This is a genomic window from Hymenobacter radiodurans, from assembly GCF_004355185.1.
GTDB classification, from domain to species: domain Bacteria; phylum Bacteroidota; class Bacteroidia; order Cytophagales; family Hymenobacteraceae; genus Hymenobacter; species Hymenobacter radiodurans.
The window spans coordinates 1,451,699-1,473,094 of record NZ_CP037922.1 but is presented as its reverse complement, the minus strand read 5'-3'; the positions used below and the strand labels follow the sequence as shown (position 1 = coordinate 1,473,094).

16 protein-coding genes and 4 pseudogenes are annotated in these 21,396 nt (G+C 54.8%); 14 read left to right on the top strand and 6 right to left on the bottom strand.

Annotation, left to right across the window (positions count from 1 at the left end; all coding sequences use genetic code 11):
• The first annotated feature begins 190 nt into the window (after nt 1–190).
• The 3 genes and pseudogenes from rlmD to EPD59_RS07450 all read left to right on the top strand — a co-directional run bounded on the left by rlmD (nt 191) and on the right by EPD59_RS07450 (nt 2,315).
• Nucleotides 191–1,539: pseudogene (gene rlmD / locus EPD59_RS07460) on the top strand (23S rRNA (uracil(1939)-C(5))-methyltransferase RlmD).
• 25 nt (nt 1,540–1,564) lie between these two features.
• Complete coding sequence (locus tag EPD59_RS07455) at nt 1,565–1,927, top strand: hypothetical protein (protein ID WP_133272236.1); 363 nt, start codon at nt 1,565–1,567, stop codon at nt 1,925–1,927.
• Nucleotides 1,928–1,941: 14 nt separating this feature from the next.
• Nucleotides 1,942–2,315: pseudogene (locus EPD59_RS07450) on the top strand (hypothetical protein).
• An 82-nt stretch (nt 2,316–2,397) separates the two neighbouring features.
• Here EPD59_RS07450 and thiL read toward each other — a convergent pair.
• A pseudogene (gene thiL / locus EPD59_RS07445) lies at nt 2,398–3,425 on the bottom strand (thiamine-phosphate kinase).
• A gap of 163 nt (nt 3,426–3,588) precedes the next feature.
• Here thiL and EPD59_RS07440 point away from each other — a divergent pair.
• The 6 genes from EPD59_RS07440 (at nt 3,589) to EPD59_RS07415 (ending at nt 7,970) form a co-directional block, all read left to right on the top strand.
• The gene (locus EPD59_RS07440) at nt 3,589–4,179 is read left to right on the top strand and encodes a TetR/AcrR family transcriptional regulator (protein ID WP_133272235.1); all 591 of its coding nucleotides are present in this window, start codon (nt 3,589–3,591) and stop codon (nt 4,177–4,179) included.
• A 32-nt stretch (nt 4,180–4,211) separates the two neighbouring features.
• Nucleotides 4,212–5,201, top strand: a complete 990-nt coding sequence (gene paaA, locus EPD59_RS07435) for a 1,2-phenylacetyl-CoA epoxidase subunit PaaA (protein WP_133272234.1) — start codon at nt 4,212–4,214, stop codon at nt 5,199–5,201.
• Nucleotides 5,202–5,347: 146 nt separating this feature from the next.
• Nucleotides 5,348–6,028, top strand: coding sequence for a phenylacetic acid degradation b (locus EPD59_RS07430; protein WP_133272233.1), 681 nt, complete (start codon nt 5,348–5,350; stop codon nt 6,026–6,028).
• Entirely contained in the window at nt 6,025–6,780 is a 756-nt protein-coding gene (paaC, locus tag EPD59_RS07425) for a 1,2-phenylacetyl-CoA epoxidase subunit PaaC (protein ID WP_133272232.1), read from the top strand. Before EPD59_RS07430 ends, paaC begins: the two co-directional genes overlap by 4 nt.
• A gap of 65 nt (nt 6,781–6,845) precedes the next feature.
• Nucleotides 6,846–7,325 carry a 1,2-phenylacetyl-CoA epoxidase subunit PaaD gene (gene paaD / locus EPD59_RS07420; protein WP_133272231.1) on the top strand — a complete coding sequence of 160 codons (480 nt, stop codon included), beginning with the start codon at nt 6,846–6,848 and terminating at the stop codon, nt 7,323–7,325.
• Nucleotides 7,326–7,370: 45 nt separating this feature from the next.
• Entirely contained in the window at nt 7,371–7,970 is a 600-nt protein-coding gene (locus EPD59_RS07415; protein ID WP_133272230.1) for a hypothetical protein, read from the top strand.
• An 81-nt stretch (nt 7,971–8,051) separates the two neighbouring features.
• Here EPD59_RS07415 and EPD59_RS07410 read toward each other — a convergent pair whose 3' ends face one another.
• The gene (locus EPD59_RS07410) at nt 8,052–9,797 is read right to left on the bottom strand and encodes a M3 family oligoendopeptidase (protein WP_133272229.1); all 1,746 of its coding nucleotides are present in this window, start codon (nt 9,795–9,797) and stop codon (nt 8,052–8,054) included.
• A gap of 120 nt (nt 9,798–9,917) precedes the next feature.
• Entirely contained in the window at nt 9,918–11,024 is a 1,107-nt protein-coding gene (locus tag EPD59_RS07405) for a ferredoxin--NADP reductase (protein WP_133272228.1), read from the bottom strand.
• A 171-nt stretch (nt 11,025–11,195) separates the two neighbouring features.
• Here EPD59_RS07405 and EPD59_RS07400 point away from each other — a divergent pair, with 171 nt between their 5' ends.
• Nucleotides 11,196–11,891, top strand: a complete 696-nt coding sequence (locus tag EPD59_RS07400) for a peptidoglycan DD-metalloendopeptidase family protein (protein WP_133272227.1) — start codon at nt 11,196–11,198, stop codon at nt 11,889–11,891.
• A gap of 91 nt (nt 11,892–11,982) precedes the next feature.
• Here the strand turns inward: EPD59_RS07400 and EPD59_RS07395 are convergent, their stop codons facing one another.
• Nucleotides 11,983–13,197: an ABC transporter permease gene (locus EPD59_RS07395; protein WP_133272226.1), complete on the bottom strand. Its 1,215-nt coding sequence runs from the start codon at nt 13,195–13,197 to the stop codon at nt 11,983–11,985.
• Nucleotides 13,198–13,245: 48 nt separating this feature from the next.
• Here EPD59_RS07395 and EPD59_RS07390 point away from each other — a divergent pair, with 48 nt between their 5' ends.
• From EPD59_RS07390 to EPD59_RS07380, 4 genes and pseudogenes are all read left to right on the top strand, one after another.
• Nucleotides 13,246–14,499: an exo-beta-N-acetylmuramidase NamZ family protein gene (locus EPD59_RS07390; protein WP_133272225.1), complete on the top strand. Its 1,254-nt coding sequence runs from the start codon at nt 13,246–13,248 to the stop codon at nt 14,497–14,499.
• A gap of 94 nt (nt 14,500–14,593) precedes the next feature.
• A pseudogene (locus EPD59_RS07385) lies at nt 14,594–15,235 on the top strand (methionyl-tRNA formyltransferase); the annotation flags it as partial.
• 59 nt (nt 15,236–15,294) lie between these two features.
• Nucleotides 15,295–15,549, top strand: a complete 255-nt coding sequence (locus EPD59_RS23565; protein ID WP_317128525.1) for a hypothetical protein — start codon at nt 15,295–15,297, stop codon at nt 15,547–15,549.
• A 115-nt stretch (nt 15,550–15,664) separates the two neighbouring features.
• The gene (locus tag EPD59_RS07380; RefSeq protein ID WP_133272224.1) at nt 15,665–16,150 is read left to right on the top strand and encodes a dihydrofolate reductase; all 486 of its coding nucleotides are present in this window, start codon (nt 15,665–15,667) and stop codon (nt 16,148–16,150) included.
• 70 nt (nt 16,151–16,220) lie between these two features.
• Here the strand turns inward: EPD59_RS07380 and EPD59_RS07375 are convergent, their stop codons facing one another.
• Nucleotides 16,221–17,018 (bottom strand): hypothetical protein, encoded by a 798-nt coding sequence (locus tag EPD59_RS07375; protein ID WP_133272223.1) that lies wholly within the window; start codon nt 17,016–17,018, stop codon nt 16,221–16,223.
• 2 nt (nt 17,019–17,020) lie between these two features.
• Complete coding sequence (gene porU2 / locus EPD59_RS07370) at nt 17,021–21,304, bottom strand: putative type IX secretion system sortase PorU2 (RefSeq protein WP_133272222.1); 4,284 nt, start codon at nt 21,302–21,304, stop codon at nt 17,021–17,023.
• Between the last annotated feature and the right edge of the window lie 92 nt (nt 21,305–21,396).

Below are 21,396 nucleotides of genomic sequence, written 5' to 3'. Positions count from 1 at the left end.
TTTAGAGCCTGGACATGAGACTTTGGGATAGGAGACTGTGAGACGTGAGACAGGCGAAGCACGTGTCAGGGTCGTTTATCTCATTTCTCCTATCCCAAAGTCTCATGTCTAACCTCTTACCTTTGCACCCGTGACTACGACAGCTAAAAAACTCAAGACGGAAGGACTCCGCGAAATTGAAATTACGACCATGGTAGCCGAAGGCAAATGCCTCGTGCGCCATGATAACTTGGTCATCTTCGTGACCGGTGTAGCGCCCGGCGACGTGGTGGATCTGCGCATTACCAAAGCCAAGAAAAGCTTCTTGGAAGCTGTGCCGACGCGTTTCCATAAGTATTCCGACCTGCGCGTGGAGCCGTTTTGCCAGCACTTCGGAACCTGCGGTGGCTGCAAGTGGCAGCACTTGGGTTACAATACCCAGCTTCAGTACAAGCAGCAGCAGGTAGAGGACACCTTGCAACGCATTGGTAAGGTAGAAATGCCCCCGTGGCGCCTATTCAGCATTCGCCGGCCCGCACCTATTACCGCAACAAGCTCGAATACACCTTCAGTCACAACGGCTGGCTTACCAACGAGCAGATTCAGTCGGGCGCGGAGATTGAGCGCCGGGTGCTGGGCTTTCACACTCCGGCCCGCTTCGACAAGATCATCGACGTGCAGCACTGCTGGCTGCAGCCCGAGCCTTCGAATGAGATTCGATTGGCGGTGCGCAACTACGCTCACGAGCACGATTTGCCTTTTAATAACCTGGTGACGCAGGAGGGCTTCTTACGCAACCTCATTATCCGCACGGCCAATACCGGCGACCTGATGGTGATTTTGCAGTGCTACTACCACCACGATGCCCTAGTGCCCCTGCTGGATTATCTGCACGCGAAGTTTCCCCAAATCACGTCGCTTAACTACGTGCTCAACAACAAGGGCAACGAGACTTTCCACGACCTGGAGGTGGTGTGCTACAAAGGTGAGCCCCACATTCATGAGGAGATGGAGGGGCTGCGCTTCCGCGTGGGGCCGAAGTCCTTCTACCAAACCAACTCCGAGGGAGCGTACAACCTCTACAAAATTGCCCGCGACTTTGCCCAGCTAACTGGCAATGAGCTGGTGTATGACCTGTACACCGGCGCCGGCACCATTGCCAATTTTGTGGCCCGGCAGGCTAGCAAAGTTATCGGGGTGGAGTATGTGGAGCAGGCCGTGCAGGATGCCTACGTGAACTCAGAAATCAACCATATTACGAACACGGCCTTTTTCGCCGGCGACATGAAGGACGTACTCACCGCCGACTTCACCGCCCAGCACGGTCGCCCCGACGTCATCATCACCGACCCGCCCCGCGCCGGCATGCACCCTGACGTAGTGCAGCGCCTGCTCGAAATCCGCGCACCCCGCATTGTGTACGTCAGCTGCAACCCCGCCACCCAAGCGCGGGATTTGGAGCTGCTAGACGCCGCGTACCGCGTGACGCGCGTGCAGCCGGTGGATATGTTTCCGCACACGCATCATGTGGAGAATGTGGTGGCGCTGGAGTTGCGGTAGTCTTTCATCTATTAACTGTACAGTTATGGGTTTGGATATAACCTTGGCTAGAATAGTTAATCATGAAGTAATGGAGGGGTGCTGGCTGGAGGCTAAGGAATGCCCAGAGTTGTATCCGCTCTTTCACCACCTTATGCGCACGAAGCATTTTGCTTATGTGGATGAAGAGTTTGATGCGGAAGTATACTACTTTGAAGAAATAGCTTTCCAGTCGAAAGGAGTACTTAAAGCTTTCTATATCGACTTTGCCAACGATACATGCTTAACCCGTCAGCACGAAGTTAAGCGGATGCTGGCTTATGTCGACCAAGAACACAAAGCTGATTTTGACACTTTCTTCGTCCAACAATTCGTGGAAGGCCAAACAGTTGTCATTATCAGCTGGTAACCAAATTCTATAATATGGACTACGCTAACGACCCTGAACTGAACGGTAAATACCTCGGCACTATCACTAAGGATTTCGCCACGGTATCGGACACGCTGAAGGAAGCATCTTATCAAATTCGGAAGCGGGAGATTTCGAAGTATCCCATCTTTGTGTTTGCCCGGCAGGAGGTGCCGCTGGGGGCCTTTTGGTGAATGCCGATGAGCTAAACCTAGAGTGGCACGTCTTCGCCTCGTATCTGGATGTATTCGTGCAGCAGCGCGTCATCAGCCCGGAAGGCATTGAGGCTTTCGAGCAGACCTATAAAGACCCGGAAGAGTATTGCTGCTTATTCGTACTTGATGAGGAGTTTACGAATTTCGTGTACGTGCCTTATCCTGAGGATTAGGTTTAAGATGAGTTTCACCAAGAAAAAGCCCCCAGACTAGTCTGGGGGGCTTTTTTCTTGGTAATCTACAAGGCACTACGATCTAGAAATGCTGAAATCCTTGCGCGGTGATGGGGACGGGCTGGCCGGCTTTGGTGATAAGGTTTACACCGTCGCTTTTCTCGGTGATGTGGCCGAGGATGGTGATGTCGGGATGGTTTTTGATTTTAGCGTGGTCGGCTAGGGGCAGCGTGAAGAGTAGTTCGTAATCTTCGCCACCGTTGAGCATGCACGTGATGGGATCGAGGTTGAACTCGTTAGCGACTTCCAGCATAGGGTTGGCGGCGGGCAGATTCTCGGAGAAAATGCGGGCTCCCGTACCCGAGGCCGTGCAGATGTGCAGGATTTCGGAGGCCAGGCCGTCGGAAATATCGATCATGCTGGTGGGTGTGAGGCCCAAGTCGCGCAACTCGTGAATAATGTCAAGGCGGGCTTCGGGGCGGAGCTGGCGCTGGAGCACGTAGGTGTAGTTAGCTAGCTCGGGCTGCATGTCGGGGTCGGCGAGGAAGGCGGCTTTTTCGCGTTCGAGCACTTGTAGGCCCAAAAAAGCCCCCCGAGGTCGCCGGTTACACAAATCAGGTCGTTGGGCTGGGCTCCGCTGCGGCGTACGGCGCGGCCAGTTTCTACTTGGCCCATGGCCGTGATGCTGATGGTGAGGCCACCGCGGCTAGCGGTGGTGTCGCCGCCAACTAAGTCTACTTTGTAGGCCTCGCAGGCTAAGCGCATGCCTTCGTATAGCTCATCAATGGCCTCCACGGAGTAGCGGCTGCCGATGGCGAGGCCTACCACAATTTGTGTGGGCAGGGCATTCATGGCGGCAATATCCGACACGTTGACGGCCACGGCTTTGTAGCCCACGTGCTTTAGGGGGCAAAACGTAAGATCGAAGTGGACGCCTTCCACCAGCAGGTCGGTGCTCACCACGATATCGTGTTGGGCAGCGGGCGTCAGGATGGCGGCGTCGTCGCCGATGCCGAGCGTGGTGCTGGGCTGGCGCAGGGTGATGGTTTCTTGGATGCGGCGGATAAGGCCGAATTCGCCGACTTTATCGAGAGGTGTGATGTCGCTCATAGGTGCAAAGGTACGTGAGGTTTTGGGCTGGCGTTGGCAGCAATTTGCTCATAAGGTTTACCGCTGAGTAGTATTGGGTTTAGGGAGTGATTTGCAGCACTATACTAAACGCAACTTCCACTTGCTAACGAACGTTAGGAACCTTAGCTTTGTTGACTAGAATATGGAAGCCACTGCCCCTACCCTTTCGCGGAAAGCCCAGATCGACCAGACGGCTACGGCCCTGTTTCGGACACGGGGTTTTGCGGCCACCAGTATGCGCGAGCTAGCGGAGGCGTTGGGCCTAGAGGCAGGCAGCTTGTATTCCCATATTAAGTCCAAGCAAGAGCTACTGCACCGCATCTGCTTCCGCTTGGCTGAAGACTTTTTTGCTGGCTTTGCCGCCGCTACCCATGATGCTGCTGAGCCTGCCGCCGTGCAACTGCGCCGGGCCATCGAAAGCCACGTGCGCGTACTGACCCAGGATGTAGCCGCTTCTGCCGTGTTTCTGCACGAGTGGCGCCACCTGAGCGAACCCGCCCGCACCGAATTTTTGGCGTTGCGCGAGCGGTACGAAACTGGCTTCCGACTTTTAATTCAGCGCGGCATCGAGCAAAACGACTTGCGCACACCTGATGCCGCTTTTGCAACGCTCACGCTACTTGCTAGTCTGAATTGGCTGCCAACTTGGTATAAGCCCGAGGGCAAATTGCCCCCCAGTGAAATTGCGCACCGCTTGGCCGACCAGCTGTTGCTTGGTCTGGCCAACTCCTAAACTTAGCATTCCACCTTCATAATCCCACCCTTATGTACGGCTCCGCAAGCACCCACGATATTCCGGCCAGCGCTACTACCGGCCTCGAAAACGAAGATCCAATCCTATTGGCTGAGTTTGAGGCGCGTATTGCCCGCGGCGAAAAAATCGAGCCGCGCGACTGGATGCCGGCTTTGTACCGCAAGCAGCTCATTCGCATGATTGAGCAGCACGCCCACTCCGAAATCATCGGTTCCTTGCCCGAAGGCACTTGGATTACGCGCGCTCCCGGCTTCCGTCGTAAAATGGCTCAAATGGCCAAAGTGCAGGACGAAGTAGGCCATGCGCAGCTACTGTATTCGGCGGCCGAGACTCTGGGCAAAACTCGCGAGCAGATGCTTTCTGACCTGATTAACGGTAAGAGCAAGTACTCCAACGTCTTCAACTATCCCGCCTTCACCTGGGCTGATTCCAACGTCATTTCTTGGCTGATTGACGCCGGCGCCATCGTCAACCAGATGGCCAACGCCAAAGGCAGCTACGGCCCATATTGCCGCGCTCTGGAGCGGATTTGCGCCGAGGAAAGCTTCCACTTGAAGTACGGTCACGATGCCGTGGTACATTTGGCTACTGGTACGCCTATTCAGCGCCGCATGATTCAGGAGGCCCTGAATCGTTGGTGGCCGCCGATTATGACCTTCTTCGGCCCTTCGGATAAGATGAGCGTGCACACCGAAATTCTGATGCGTTGGAAGGTGAAAATGGCCTCCAACGATCATTGCCGCCAGCAATTCCTCGATATGTACGTGCCCAAAATCTGGGAACTTGGCTTGACGGTGCCCGATGCTAAGCTGCGCAAAAACGAAGATGGCGTGTGGGAATTCACTGAGCCTGATTGGGAAGACTTTAAGCGCGTTATCAATGGTGATGGTCCTTGCAATGCTGAGCGCCTAGCCGTACGCCGCGCCGCGGAGGAAAATGGCGCTTGGGTACGCCGTGCCTTGCTTTCGCCCAAAGCGAAATACGTAAAGCCCCTAGCGTAGCCCGATTCAAATAAAGAAGAACGTCATGCAGAGCGGCAGCGAAGCATCTCGCTCGCGGTCGTTGTAATGCTAACTCCAACGAAGTGGGCAAGATGCTTCGCTGCCGCTCTGCATGACGTTCCATTAGCTTGATATACGATTCTCCCATGTCCCTCTCCTCCCTCGACCCGCGCATTGCCCGCCTTGGGCTGCCCGATTCGCCTACGCCCCCACCCGATAAGCCTGAGCTAGACCAGTTCGAGACGTATGAAGTGTTCCACCAGAAAAAGGAAGGCACGGCTTACACTTACGTCGGGCCAGTGCATGCGCCTTCGCTGGAGGTAGCTTTTTTATTTGGTAAAGAGCAGTATAGTCGTCGTTTTGCGTGCACTGGTCTGTGGGTGACGCCTACTAGCGCCGTGCAGGTGACAGCATACGGCGACGATGCCGGTTCTGTGTACGACACGCTGCCTGGGGGTCAAAATGAGCCCACGGAAGCACCACTTTCCGAATCGGCGGAGGAACAGGCAGCTTACGCGGCGGGTGAGGAAGACTACGATATTTTTCACCTGAAGAAGCGCGGCAAAGCCCACGTGCACGTGGGTAAAGTGCGGGCTAGCTCGCATGCAATGGCCTTACAGCAAGCCAAAGCAGTTTTTGGCGAGCAAAAGCCAGTAGTAAATGTGTGGGTGATTCGCTCGGCCGATATTCTGCTCTCCGACGAAGACGACCGTGACATCTGGTCGACTACCCCTGAGAAAAAATACCGCGACGCCCTGGCCTACAAAGTGCAGGACAAAATCGAGCGCTTCAAAGCTGAGAATCCCGAAAACGCCCCCCAAGCATGAACACCGACGCGCTAAAAGACCTGCTCTACCGCCTCGCCGACGACCAGCTAATCCTAGGTCATCGCAACTCCGAGTGGAACGGCTTGGGGCCAATTCTGGAAGAAGATATTGCCTTTTCTTCCATGGCTCAAGACAAACTGGGCCACAGTCTGCAGCTCTACACCCTCCTGCACCAGCTCGGCGAAGCGGAGCCCGACACGGTAGCTTTCACCAGAAATGCCCCCCAGTTCCATTGCGCGCAGTTAGTAGAGCTACCCATCGGGGAATACGACTTCAGCCTGATTCGTCATTTCCTGTACGACCACGCCGAAATCCTACGCTTCGAGGCGCTTAGCCACAGCAGCTACGAGCCGTTAGCTCAGGTAGCGCGCAAGCTCAAAGGCGAGTTGAAGTACCACACGCTACACGCCAATACCTGGATAAAGCAGCTTGGTAGCTCGACGGAAGAAGCTATTGAGAGACTGCAAAACTCACTGAATTACACCTTACCGTACGCGCTGGGTTTGTTCGAGAAAACAGCAGCCGAAGCCGAGATTATCTCCGAAGGCATTTTCGTAGGCGAAGACGAAATCAAGGCACACTGGCAGGAGAACATTACCAAAGTGCTGAGTCAAACTGCGTTGGACATTCCCGATTTGGCTACTCTTACACCCGTCTATGGCGGGCGAGTTGGTCAACACACAGAATATCTGCAGCCCTTACTGGATGAGATGGCCGAAGTATTTCGGGTCGATCCGACGGCGGAATGGTAATGCGGAATCGCTTGTTCAACCTTAGCATCCGTAACCTCTAAACCGAAGTTCACTACTCACTACTCATGGATAAGGCCACCATTCTTACCTGGCTCGAAGCGGTAAAAGATCCCGAGATTCCAGTGCTGTCGTTGGTGGATTTGGGAGTAATCCGCGACGTAGTGATAGACGAGAGCGGGCGCGTAACAGTGAAGATGACGCCGACGTTTTCGGGCTGCCCGGCCATGGACTACATGCAGCGTGACGTAGTGCAAACGCTACAAGCGCACGGCATAGCCGAAGTGACCACGGAAATGAGCTTTGAGGAACCTTGGGATACAAATATGGTTTCGGATAAAGGTCGGGAGGCACTGAAGAACTTTGGCCTTGCGCCTCCCCCCACGTACCAAGGGATTCTAGACCTTGATATTCTGGAGTATGCTCAGTGTCCGCACTGCAACAGTCATAATACGGAGCTGCGGACGCCTTTTGGAGCTACTTTGTGTCGTTCTATGCACTATTGTAACGACTGTCGACAACTATTTGAACAATTTAAACCTGTTTAACCCTTACCATATATTTCTTCGCCGAACTTCGGCGTTATTGCCCCTATGAAAAAGTTAATTCAGCTAGCATTCTTTCTATTTGTGGCCGCCTTTACCGCCTGTAAAACTGACCCAGCCAATAAAAATGCCGTTGTCGATCCTGTATCGCCGGCCGCTGCCAAGGCACAGCTCGATGTATTCCGCGACACGCTGGATGTACGCTGGAAGACGATGATAGCCAGTGACGACGCCAAAATAGAAGCCACTACACAAGTACTGAGCGAGTTGCGCAAGCAACCCAATACTGATGCAACTCAGGTGCAACAGCTAACACGTGCTAATGAGCGGCTCAAAGCGTTGCGCTACAACCAACAAAGCATGGCTGCTTCTGAACGCATTGATGCTTACGACAACGCTCAGGATTCAGTGCTACGGGCAGTTTATGCCGTAGCACTCACTGCTAGTGGCCCTGTCAACGAAACTGTACAGACGCTTACCGAAAATATTAAGATAGCTGATAATGAAGTGGTTGGCTACCGCGTCCGCTACGATCAGGCGGCAAAACAGTTTAACAACTACTTAAAGCTGCACGAGTCTGAGATTTCTAAGATAGGTGGTGAGTACCGGCAGTTACAGCCTGTGCCTTTGTTCGAGCTGCAGCAATAAGCATAACTCACTACTACCCAAAAAAGCCCCCAGAACTATCTGGGGGCTTTTTTGGGTAGTAGTGAGTTATGCCTCTATTTCTTACAACCGAGCCATTTCCTCACGCACAAAGTCAGCTAGGGAGCGCAGATATTCGGTGCTAAAATCGAAGCGAATACCGGCGGCAGCATAAATTTCGCCGATGGGCGCCGTGTAGCCCAATGCCAAAGCGCGCTTATAGGCCTCTAGGCCCTGCTGCGGATTCTGACGGTAATTACGCCAAACGGCAATAGCCCCAAGCTGAGCCATGGCGTACTCAATGTAGTAGAACGGCACCTCATACAGATGCAACTGCTTCTGCCACAGATACGGCTTGTATTGCTCAAGGCCTTTCCAGCTTACTGTGCGTTGGTTAAACTCGTCGAATACCTGCACCCAGCGCTCGTAGCGCTGCTCCGTGGTATGCTCCGGGTTTTCGTAAATCCAGTGCTGAAACTTATCGATGGTAGCTACCCAAGGGAAGGTTTCAAGTACGCTTTCCAGATGCGTTTTCTTAGCCCGACGCAGTTCATCAGCATCTGGAAAAAACTCGTCCCAATGATCCATGCTCATTAGCTCCATGCTCATGGAGGCTAACTCGGCTACTTCACTCGGTGGGTGCTTGTCGGCCGATAACGGCAACGTACGGGTCAGGAAAGAGTGCACGGCGTGGCCGCCTTCGTGCAGCATTGTAACCACGTCGCGCAAGGAAGAGGTTGCGTTCATGAAGATGAACGGCACCCCGGTTTCATCCAGCGGATAGTTGTAGCCACCAGGCGCTTTCCCTTTCCGCGACTCTAGGTCGAGGTGGCCCATCTGACGCATCGTGCGCAGACAATCACCGAGATAAGGGTCAAGGTGTTGGAAAACGGTGATGGTTTTTTCGAGCAGTTCCGCGCCCGTCTCAAATGGGCGCAACGGCGCTTTACCGCTCACATCCACATCCAGATCCCACGGACGCAGCTCTGGCAAATTTAGATCCTGGCGGCGCTCTAAGTCGAGGTCGTCGATGAGTGGCACTACCGTTTCGCGAATGGCGCGGTGGAAGTTGAAGCAATCCTGGGGCGTGTAGTCGAAGCGACCCAGCGCGGCAAACATGTAATCGCGGAAGTTCTTAAAACCCGCGTTCAAAGCCATCTGGTGGCGCAAACGCACCAACTGCGTAAATAACGTATCGAGAGAGTCTTTGTCTTGTAAGCGTCGCTCCTGCACAGCTACGTAAGCTTGCTCACGTACTGCCCGATCAGGGTTTTTCAGGAAATCAGCTGCCCGCGGCAGCGTCATTTCCTCCCCGTTTATCGTGACCGTCATCGCGCCTACTGTAGCCGCATATTGCTGCTGCTTCGTGCTGATATCGGTTTTGAGCGGAATATTCTCGGCCCGATAAATCTCCAGAGCTTGCCGAACCGAACGGATAAACACACGATACCGCTGCGGATCCAGCTCGCCCACGTACTCCGATTGGATAAGCTTTTCGTTCAGGGCGTGATCGTAGGGCGCTACGTTGGGCTCAATTTCACTCACGAAGTATTGGAAGGCTTCGGCGCGTTCCTCATCCTGCGTATCGCAGGTCATGCGGATGTAGCGCCACGCCAGGTTTTCACTCAACGCGCTTTCCAGTTCACTCCGGTCTAGCAGCCACTCTTCCAGCTCCTGGGGGGCATTTATTTCCCGGTCGCGCAGCTCAATAAAGTATGATTCAAGGGCAGACCAATCTGTTACGACAAAATCTTCGGGCAAGTAGCGGCGCGCTGGGCGCTGGGTATCTGTGGCCGAGGCGAGTTGAATTTCGGGGGCGGCGTGTAGCATAGGGAGTACAAGATAAGCCAGCGATTTAATGTTGTCGATAGTTGAGGCAAATTCCTATCAACTTAGTACAAATCAGCCTCAACAGGAGGCATTTACGCGAAATTCCGTTCCGCCAAGTCTTTATGCTATCTCAATAACGACGTCGGCTGTGAGCGGATGACCAACGCAAGTAAGTACGTAGCCTTGTTTCATTTCGGAGTCGGATAAGCCTTCACGCTCATCCAAGTGCACTTTGCCCGACAGACACTTGCCGCGGCAAGCCGTGCACAAGCCTGCCTGACAGGAATATGGCAAGTCGATATCCTGATCGAGAGCCGCTTCCAGAATCGTTTGGTTGGGCTCAACTACCAGTTTATACTCACTGCCTTCATAATTAATAGTTACCGTGCGGGTCACGATTTTGCCATCGTCGTCGGCCGTTGATACGTCGCCGTGACCGTTTGGCTGGGCAGCAGCGGCTTCGGTGCTGTCGGCGGCGGCTACAAAGCTTTCACGATGAATATTAGCAGCAGGAACACCTAGCAAGTCCAGCGCAGAGCGAGCTTCCTGCATCAGGCCATCGGGGCCGCACAGGTAGTATTCGGCTTGCTCGGCCGGAAACTGGTGGCGCTGCTCCAGAATGCGCAGCAGCATGGTGCGGTTCAGGCGGCCTTTGTGCTGGGTAGTTGCCGGATTGGCAGGTTGGCTATATACGTGCTCGACTTGCAAACGCCCCCCCGACTCCTGCTCCAGCGTGGCCAGCTGCTGCCGAAAAATCACGGATTCTTCGTTGCGGTTGCCGTACACGAGCAAGATATGGCTTTGTGGCTCCTCGCGTAGCACGGCTTTTAGTATGCTCATCAGGGGCGTAATGCCGCTGCCGGCACCCACCAGCACCAACGAGCGGGCCGATTTTGGGCTGGGCTTCACTGTAAAGTTTCCGAGCGGCGCCATTGCCTCGATTTGCTGGCCTACGCGCACTGTATCAAGCAGATAGTTGCTTACCAAACCTCCCGGCACGCGCTTCACCGTGACGGACAGGCGCGGGGCTTCGTGCGGCGTGCTGCTCAGGGAGTAGGCGCGGCGCTCTTTTTTGCCCCCCGGACCGCAGGGCAGAATCAGAGTTAGAAACTGGCCGGGCTGGCAGGCAATGGGCTGGCGGGTGGGTTGTTCAAGATGGATAGTAACGGCGTCGGGCGTTTCGTGGGTGAGCTCGACAACGTGGAGGGTGAGGTAAGGACTGCTCATTCTGGATGGAGGACTGGGGCTTAGGAACTTGGAAACCTAGGTACAAAAGTACGGGATTAATGCTGCTCAGACCTTAGCTTGCGCCCGACTTTACGTGGTAAGGTCAGCGCGGTTATGAGCTTTCTGTATTTACGAATGCCTCATAAACGGTCATCTGCTCCCGAAATTTATATGACTGAACTTTCTCAACTCTTACAACGGCATCAGGCGCAATTCGGGCCGGTGCTGCCCATTGACCTGAACAGCCCGGAAGTATGTCGGCTCGACTTTACCGACCGCAATCCGCGAGTCTTGGAAGCTGATTTGCGCGATACCGCTGCTTTTGAGGAGTTGGTAACTGAACTGCTGGAAGCTCAGGGAGCATTAATTGGGGTTGGTGGCTATTTGGAGAATCGTATTATCTACCGCCGCAGCCCTGGTTTGTTTGGCGACCCAGCCGTGCCAGCGCGCTCTTTGCACCTGGGCGTCGATGTCTGGGTGCGGGCCGGCACGCCCGTTTGGTCGCCCTTGCCAGCTACCGTACACAGCCTCGCCGACAATGATAATTTCGGTGATTATGGCCCTACCGTTATTCTGGAGCACAAGCTGGAAGGCACCACATTTTATACCCTCTATGGGCACTTAGGCCGCCGTGAAGTGGCGTTGCTGCGGCCGGGAATGCTGGTGGAGCCGGGCATCACGTTTGCCGAAGTAGGCCCACACCCCGAGAATGGCGACTGGCCACCTCACCTTCACTTTCAGGTTATAGCTGATATGCAGAGCCTAGAGGGTGATTTTCCGGGCGTAGCGCTCCCAGCGGAGCGAGAGAAATGGGCCGATTTGTGCCCCAATCCGAACCTGATTCTGCAAAGCCGGCACCTCGACTAGCGCAGAAATCAAGAACGACACTCTACGTAATAAAAAAGCCCCCAGCCATGCGCTAGGGGGCTTTTTATATGATACTCTTAATCTAGCTGGTTTAGTCGAACTTGATAGCGGCTACGGGCATAATGCGCGAAATCAGATACGTTGGGATAAGTACGGCTAAGAGCGACGTGAGGAACGTAGCCACATTCAGGACGATGATGATGGTAAGGTCCCAGTGAATCGGCACGCGGTCCATGTAGTAGTTCTCGGGGTCGAGGGGAATGAGGTGCGTGTAGTACTGCAAGGCGCAGAAACCCAGACCAATCAGGTTGCCGATGAGCATGCCGCGCAGGGTCAGGCTTAGGCCTCGAAAGAAAAACATGCTCCGAATCTGGTTATCGGTAGCGCCGATGGCTTTGAGCACACCAATCATATTGGTGCGCTCCAGAATCATGATAAATATAGTAGCCACCATATTGAAGGTAGCCACGAAGATGATGAGGATCAGGAAGATGACAACGTTCTTGTTTAGCAGCTTCAGCCAGTCGAAAAGCTGGGCGTACTGATCGGTAATCTTGTCCAGCTTCAGGTCGTAGGGCAGGGTTTCGTACAAGGTATCCGACACAGGGTCGAGGCGCTGAAAGTCGCGTAGCGTCACTTCCAGTCCGCCCACCAACGTATCGGGCCAAGCGTTCAACTCCCGAATCTGCCGAATATCGCCAATGATGTACACCTCGTCAAACTCATCGAGGCCGGTCTGATAAATGCCGCGCACCTGGAATTTGCGCACCCGGGGTGGATTTTGGATAAAATAAAACAGCGCCTCATCGCCAACTTTCAAACGCAGCTTATCGGCCACTTTACGGGAAAGCAGCACGTCGTTGCTGGCGCTGGAATCGGGAAATGTCAGAAACTCACCAGCCACCAGATTCTGGCGCATGGGCGAGCGACTGGTTTTCTCATCGATACCTTTGAGCACGATGCCCAGCACCTCATCCTTGGTTTTGATAATTGCCGTCTTGCGGGCAAAGGGCTGAATAACATCTACCTGCGGCGAACGGCGCAAAGTTTGAATCAGGCGCGGCCCGCTGATGGGCTCAGCATTCAGGGAGTTATTGGTGTCGTACTTGCTGATTTGCAGGTGCGCGCCGAAGGAAAAGATCTTGCTTTGTATCTCGTTGCGGAAGCCCTCCAGGATGGAAAATGACACAATCATCACAGCCAGCCCGAGGGCAATGCTGATAATGGCTATTTTTGTCACCGACGAAGTAAACGACCCGGAGTCGGCTCCGTCAATCTTACTGGAGATGTAGCGCGATATATTCACTGCCGTAAAGCTACTCTAACCCATCCAGTTTTCTAGCCCCATTTCCGCATGTATTCGTCCTTCCTCCCTAATCTGCTAAGTTTGAGTGTACTGATGGCCAACTGCTCCGCAGCCCAAACCACGCCAACTTTGCCCCCCAGCACGACTACCAAAGCCAGTACAGCAGTCGCGCCGGTAACAGCGCAGTCGGCGCCGCAGCAAATTATGGAGGGTCCGCGCATGGGCGCTGAGCTAGGCAACCGCTACCTGCCCTTGCTTAAGGGCAAACGCGTGGGGCTAGTCGTCAATCAGACCTCGCTGGTGGGCCGCTCTCACTTAGTAGATACGCTGCTTCGGCAAGGCATTCAGGTCAAGACCATCTTTGCTCCCGAACATGGCTTTCGGGGCGAAGAGGCTGATGGAGCTACGATTAAGGATGGACGCGATGCTCGTAGCGGTCTGCCCGTGCGCTCCCTCTACGGCGCCACCCACAAGCCCACGCCCGAAATGCTGAAAGACCTAGATGTATTGGTATTCGACATTCAGGACGTAGGCGCTCGGTTCTATACGTTCAGCAGCACCTTACATTATGTAATGGAGGCCGCCGCCGAGCAGGGCAAAACGGTAATTGTGCTGGATCGTCCCAACCCCAACGGCCATTACGTAGATGGACCGGTGCTGGAGCCGCAGTTTAAAACATTCGTCGGCCTGAACCCTATTCCGGTGGTTCATGGGCTGACAATGGGCGAGCTAGCGCAAATGATAAATGGGGAAGGCTGGCTCGCGGGGGGCAAAAAATGCTCCCTAACGGTGATACCAGTGGAAGGCTACACCCATGCCACCCGCTACAAGCTGCCCGTACGTCCCTCGCCCAACCTGCCGAACGCGCACTCAGTTGATCTGTATGCGACCATGTGTCTGTTTGAGGGCACGGATGTCAGCGTGGGCCGGGGCACAGCGATGCCGTTTGAAGTAATTGGTGCGCCTACTCAGCCAACTAGCCGCCCGTTCAGCTTCACGCCTACTCCTAACGCTGCCTCTACCGCGCCACCCCAAAAAGGCAAACTTTGCTACGGCCTCGACCTGCGTCAGACCAACGGCGACATCGGTTTCACGCTGAAATACCTGCTCGACTTCTACCAGCAAAGCACCGACAAAGCAAACTTCTTTAATAAAGGATTTGAGCGCCTAGTTGGTACGGCAGCCCTACGCCAGCAAATTATCGCCGGTAAGTCGGAGGCTGAGATTCGTAAGACCTGGGAGCCGGCGTTGAGCCAGTACAAGGCTATGCGCAAGAAGTATTTGTTGTATCCTGAGGCGTAACCTGCCGCTGTGCTAGCGAGGCGCGTAATCACATAAAAGCTACGCTAGTACGGCATACACAACCCTTTATCTCTGTTCACCGCGACTAAGTATCATGCTTCAACCCCTGCGCATTGTCTTCATGGGTACGCCCGAATTTGCCGTACCCACGCTGGAAGCCTTGCTTTCCTGGCCTGGGTGCGTGGTGGTGGCGGTCATTACGGCTCCCGATAAGCCTGCCGGGCGCGGCCGCCAGCTAGCCGAGTCGGCAGTGAAGCAGGCCGCGCAGGCACATAATGTGCCCGTATTGCAGCCCACCAATCTGAAAGACCCGGAATTTCAGGCTGCGCTGAAGGAGTTAGAGGCTGATTTGCAGGTTGTCGTGGCGTTTCGAATGTTGCCGCAGGCCGTGTGGAGTATGCCGCCCATGGGCTCCATTAACATTCACGCCTCTTTGCTGCCGCAGTATCGGGGAGCAGCGCCAATCAACTGGGCCCTGATTCATGGGGAAACGCAAACCGGCGTCACGTCTTTTTTCCTCCGCCATGAGATTGACACCGGCGACCTGATTTTTCAGGATGTCGTGCCGATTACAGATGAGGACGATTTTGGCTCCCTGTATGAAAAGCTAAAAATAGCTGGTGCAGCGCTGGCGCTGCGCACCGTGCAAGCCATTGCGCATGGTACCGCGCCTAGCTTGCCCCAAATGGAAAGCGGGGAACTGCGCGCCGCTCCCAAGATTCAGAAGGAAACTGGCCGCCTCGATTTTAAGCAACATGCCCCCCAGCTGGTAAATTTGGTGCGTGGCCTCTCCCCATCCCTACGGCCTTCGCCACGCTACCCGATGGCCGCACCCTCAAGATATTTCGTGCTCAGGCCCTGGATGATGAAGACTCCACCGGCCCTACCACCACGTATCCGGGCACATGGTTTTCCGACGGTCGGACGTATCTGCGCGTACAAACGACCAATGGCCTACTAGATCTGCTGGACGTACAGCTAGAGGGTAAAAAGCGCATGTCGATCCAGGAGTTTCTGCGCGGTTTTAATCTGTCGGCATTGCAGAAATAGCCATCTGCTTCCGGCCCACGATAAGCTTTTACGCAATGTCCGACTGCGCTTGCAGCAACCCGACATCGCATAATAGAGTGAGAAGAAAACACTTCTCGTTAATCGAAAGAATTATATGATTGCTTTAGTAGTAGCAGTAGCTCAGAATGGTATTATAGGTCGTGATAATCAGCTTATCTGGCACTTGCCGAAAGATTTGAAGCATTTCAAAGCCCTGACACTGGGTCACCCAATTATCATGGGCCGGCGCACGTATGAAGCCATCGGGAAGCCGCTGCCGGGGCGGCAGAATATTGTGGTGACCCGTCAGCCTGATTGGAAAGCCGACGGCACGGAAACAACTTACTCTGTACCCGAGGCAATAGAATTGGCCCAAACGCACGATGAAAACATCTTTGTCATTGGCGGCGGCGAGATCTACCGTCAGTCCCTCTCGGCGGCCGACACGATCTACCTGACCGAAGTGCACCACGACTTTGAGGGCGATGTTACTTTTCCCGACCTCAGCCACACGGAATGGCGCGAAGAAACGCGGGAACGTCATGGGCCTGATGAGAAGCACGCCTATCCGTTCAGTTTCGTGACCCTGCGTCGGCGTTAATTGCAAAAGTAAATAGCACAAAAAAGCCCCCAGAACTTCTCTGGGGGCTTTTTTTGTGCTTAAATAAAGGTTAACGCAATAGCACTAGCTTACCCCAATCTTTCTTGAAGACCTGGTCGCCGGCAGTGCGGCGGCGCTCAAACTGGCCGGGGTTATCCATTACCACGCGGTACAGATAGGTACCGTTTGCCAATTGGTCGCCAAACTCATCGGTGCCGTCCCAGGCATAGTCGGTAATGTTGTTGCCGATGTGCAGAGGCCCGAGTTCAGCCATCATTATCTCGCGAACCACTTTGCCCGTCAGCGTCATCACCTGAATTTTCAAGTCGCGGGGCAGCTCGGCGCCCGTGAGCGTAAACACGAACTTAGCTTTGCTGGTAATAGGGTTCGGATACGGATAGAAATTCGTAATGGTCGACTCGTTAATCACCTCAAAGCGAATGGAGTAGCGCTGCGTGCTGGCCGCCAGGTTGGTCGCGTCACGGCCTTGTACTTCCAGCTTGTAGATGCCATTCAGCAAAGGCGTCTGCTTACCCGGCTGATACTCCACGCGCGCAATTCCTTTCTCTACGTCAGTCGTGAACAGTACATCGGAGCCCGTCATGGGCACCTTAATTGGAATAGATTCGCCGGGCTTCGTCAGGAATAAGTCAAAATTGCTAGGGTCGCGGACAGCATTCAACTTGTCCTCATCATTGAGCTGCACCATGATAACGGGCATCGGCGACACGATATCTCCATCCAGAATATGCTGCCCATCGAAGGCCACATCGAGCACGGGCGGCGTATTGCGGTCTTCTATCGTGAAAGGCGGCAGTATTAGCTCGTTGTTAAAGTAGAACTGCTCCGGCAGCAAGCGTGGATTCACGTTTACCTGCCCCGTAATGGCCCCAGCAACCCGCGCACATCGAGGCGGATATTGAACGTAGCCGTCGAGTCGGCTTTGAGCGGACGGAGCGACTGAATTTTAGCCGTGCGCACATTATTGCTGGCGTCGCGCACCGTGATTTCGGCAATGAGCGGCTGGCCAAACGCCACAGACGATACGTTTTGGAAGTAAACCGGAAAGGTTAATTCGCCGCGGCTCATGGCCTGCTGGGCCAACGTAGCGGCATCGTATACTTTCGCTTCTTTCGCTTCCGCCAAGTCGCGGCGCACAATTCCTTCTGGCAAGCCCTCATACGTTACCAGCCATTGCTTGAGCTGTGGAGCCGTCCGGTTGAGCGTGTCGCGCATTTGTAGCACCAGCTGCAAATAAGGGTATTCCTGCGCCGATACGCCAGCCAAGGCTAATTCCCGGTTTTTCACGTCGGGATTTAACTGTCGCTGATTGCCGTCTTTATCAATACCAATCAGGCGGAGTGTGTAGCTATCGGAAGCCTCCGTGCGCACCGTATGGAAGAGTGTACCCCACTGCTTGGCCGGCCCAATCAGGGTAGAAGTTATCGTGCCGCGGGCAGCGCGGGTGCGCAGGAAGGCATCCAGGGTTACAATCTGCTCAGCGCGAGCCACCGTGCTGGTCGCGTCGAATGACCGCTCCTGCGCCGGCCGGGCTCCGGGGCCCTTTTGCCCAAGGAATACGAATGGGTCGCCGTCCTGCAACTGATCAATAAGCTGCGAACCAAGTGACTTCAGCGCCGTTTTCAACTCGGGCGAGAAGGAAGCAAAGTTCACCTTGTTCATCGATACCAGCGCCACGTACTGACCAGGCTTCAGGTTATTCAGCAAGGCCAGAAGCTGCGCCTGACGGGCAGGCGTATTCAGGTTATCAGCTGTGCCTTCGCGGGCGAAGTGATAATACATATTGGGTTTAAGACCGCAGGAATCGTATGCGCCCGGCACGTTGCGCACCGCCTTCAACGTCAGTCCATCAAATACGGCAGCCAACATATTGGGCGTTGAGGGCGCACAGTTGATGACGTACGGACTGGTACCTTCTGGCGCAATGCCATAGGAAGTCAGGAAAGTAGGGCCGGCGCCGGTGCTTCCGCCGCGGGTAGAAAGCTTCACGCTAATACTTTGGTCGCTGAAGTCCCACTTGCCCGATGGAGCCGCAACATCCACAGTGGTGCGTCCATCGCGGCGAAACTGTCCGTGGTGGCTCTGCGACCAACCGCCGGGGCTACCGTTAATGAGACGGAAAGAGCTGACAGCCCACTCCTGATTTTCGCTGGGGCCGCTGGTTTGAAAACGCAACCGCCAATACCATACTACACTGTCGCGGCCAGCGGTGGGGGGCAAAGTTGGCTTCCACTCCGGGGCCACAGCAGCCTGTACGGTGGTGCGGCGCACTAGTGGGCTGTTGAACGTCGGCACCGTATCCAGCTCCATTTCATAGAAGCGCAGCTGACCTTTGGGGTCGTTGTTTTGCCCGATTAAGCGAACGGCCGGATTAGATACAATCGCAAACTCGGGAGGACTGAGGGCCGTAACGCCGCCTTGCAAAAAGTTAAACTTAATCGTTGCTTGGTTATTTGTCTCGCTTAGCTCGGCAATTTTATTGCCTTCGTCCAGCACAACGGTGAACTCGTTTTCGCCGAATACATTGCCTGTATTTGTCAACTCAAAAACGTAAGTCGTATCGCGGCGGGGCTGCGGAACCTCAAAACGCAGAACCTCAGCGGGCCGCGCAGCCGTTGCCGGATAGCGGCGCGTTACGGAAATACCCAGGCTCGTGCTGCCGGAGCAGAGGCTACCGGCATTGCTCACGCCTACCCGCAATTGAAAGCGGGGCGAAGAAGCCTGAACCGTAGTTTCGGGCGCCTGGGGGGCAATTTGCAAGCGTGGATCGGTGGTGGCGAAATCTGGCTTGTCTGGCGCGTAAAGCTTTAGTGCGGGGTCGCCCTGCCAAGTGGTGTTCATCAACAGCGAAACCCCATTTGGGTTGTTGCCAAACACTGCTTGCAGGCGCCGCGATACTTCCCCCTGAATAACGGCAATAGGTTTACCGTACCAGTTAGGGTCATTGAACAGCAGCTGGTACATCCGGTCGCAGAAGGCATCCAACTGCCCGTCGTAGCCAAAGTCAGAATCCGCCAAAAAGCCGATGGCGCCTTTGTCAGCCGCCAGCGTCCAGTCCTCGCCAATGGAGGTAAAGGAACCGTAAGCAAATCCTCCGGCGCAGCCATTGACTATGAAGACTGGATACTTGCCCCGATTATTATAGTTGTTGCTCGGGTCGTTGATATCGCCCAGGTTCAGATCGAAGACCAGCGGGGAGCCGTGCCCGAAGTACGTTATCAAGCTTAAGCCAGCATTCAGCTCCGGCGAAATATTGATAGTTATCGGAAAACGCTGATAGTCGCCGGGCGTGTCGCGGGTGTAGGTTTTAACTACAGTTCCTCCAAAGCAAGGCTTCTCGGCTCGCTCCTTATACCCATTTACATAGCTCTGAAACTGAGCGAATTCTGATTCATCGGCGCCGCCTGCTAGGTGCAGCAGGTTCTTGCGCCATGGCTCTGGCCCAAGACTTTCGTGTTCTCGCAGTTTATTGAGGTAGTTGACTACTTGCTGCGGTGTCTTGGCCGATATGCGGCCCGTAGGGATGCGCGGCACGTACTGGTTGCGCTGCCACTCAGCCGTAAAAAATATATCCGATGGAGATCGGGTGCTGGTTGGCACTAAATCCGGCACCGGCGAATCTCTATCCGACACCTGCCGATGATAAAATACCCCCGCGCCCGTACGAACGGTTTCTGCCGTGGCTAGGCCTTTGCCCAACAGCAGCAGATATTTTTCGCGGTTGTTTGTCAGCATCCACTGCGCAAACTGCCGAATAGCTAGCGGTGATTTCTCACCGTAGTGAAACTGATCGTAGAGTTGTTGGCTCGTTACCACCAAGGTATCGTGGCGGCCGCCGGACGCGGAAGCGCGGTAGCCGGCATAGGCCCGCACTGGGTTAGGTATGTTACCAACAGGGCGCATTAATGAACTGTGGCTCACTACCAGAAAACTGTAGTCGGCGGGCGTAATCGTGCGGAACCGAACAAGGCGAGCGGGCAGCGGCACCCTAGGACGGGCTGCATCCACAAGTAATAAGTTGCGCGTACGGCCCACAGCAGCCGGAAACACATAGCTACGCTGAGTGTCGCCGGTGCTATTTCCTTCTATACGCTGCACCGCAGTGGCATCGGTCACATCGTAGCCGCGCAGGGTAGCAGGCACATTTTCCAACACATAGGTTGCCGGGCCCTGCAACGTCGAATCATTGCTGAAGGCAGTGCTGCGCCGTTCGCTGAATACGCGATTCTCGCGGGGAGTAACCACCGTTATGTACGCTAGCCGCGAACGGTCGCGGGGGAAGCGGCTGTCATTGGGCCCCGTATTTTCAAACCGCATCTTCACTTTTCCGTCGGCGCTGATATCGGAGCGTAGCAGCGGGAACTGCGCCTTCACTCTATCGAAGCTGTCGTAATTGGCTACGGTGCCTAGGAGCCGTACCGTGCCGCTTGGCTGCACCACCGATACCTGCGTAATGTGTTCGGAAGGGCTGGTTCCGACCAGCCCGACTATCACGCGTAGCGCACCACTAATAGCTACGTTTTGCAGGGAATCTACCTCAAACTCGATGGGGTTAACGGCGTTGCGGCCAAATTGACCCGACAAAAAACCTTCCCCGGCGCTTGCCCACGGCATATAAGCGAGCACCCCCTCGGTTATATCAGAGTATTCGTTAGAAAATATACGCTGCCGTTGCTGTAAGTGGTAAGGCTGACCAGCTGAAGCCGCTGCGGTGGGCTCCGCCATGCGCCGGCCAGTAGCCGTGGGAGCAACTGTCAGAAAATAAGCGGCGGTATCCGTGAAAAGGCTGTAAAGCGGCTGCGGTTGATCCCCGGCCTTTTTATACATGCCGCGGTCTAGGCGCCCATCGTTGCGCTGGCCGTAGAACTCGATGAAGGTGCTGGGGTCGAGGCTGGTTTGGTTGCCACCCACATAGATAGCTACTTCCTGGCCCCGCCGCCAGAGTTGCAGGCGGCGCGGATCGGTGCCGTTGCTGAGGCCAGCGCGAGTTAGGTATTGGTTGTCGAGGCGGTGAATGCCATCCTGTGTTACCCTGATCTTATAATACTGCTGACCTGGCACTATCCACTCGTTGCCGTAAGGGCCCGACTGTGCGGCAGCTGGGAGACTACTGAAAAGCAGCAGGAGCCCCAAAAAGCCCCCAGCAGGTAGCGTAATGTGTACTTTTGTTTCATGCTAGTTGTATGGCTGAATAATCGGCTGGCCAGATGGTTAACCCATCGCCA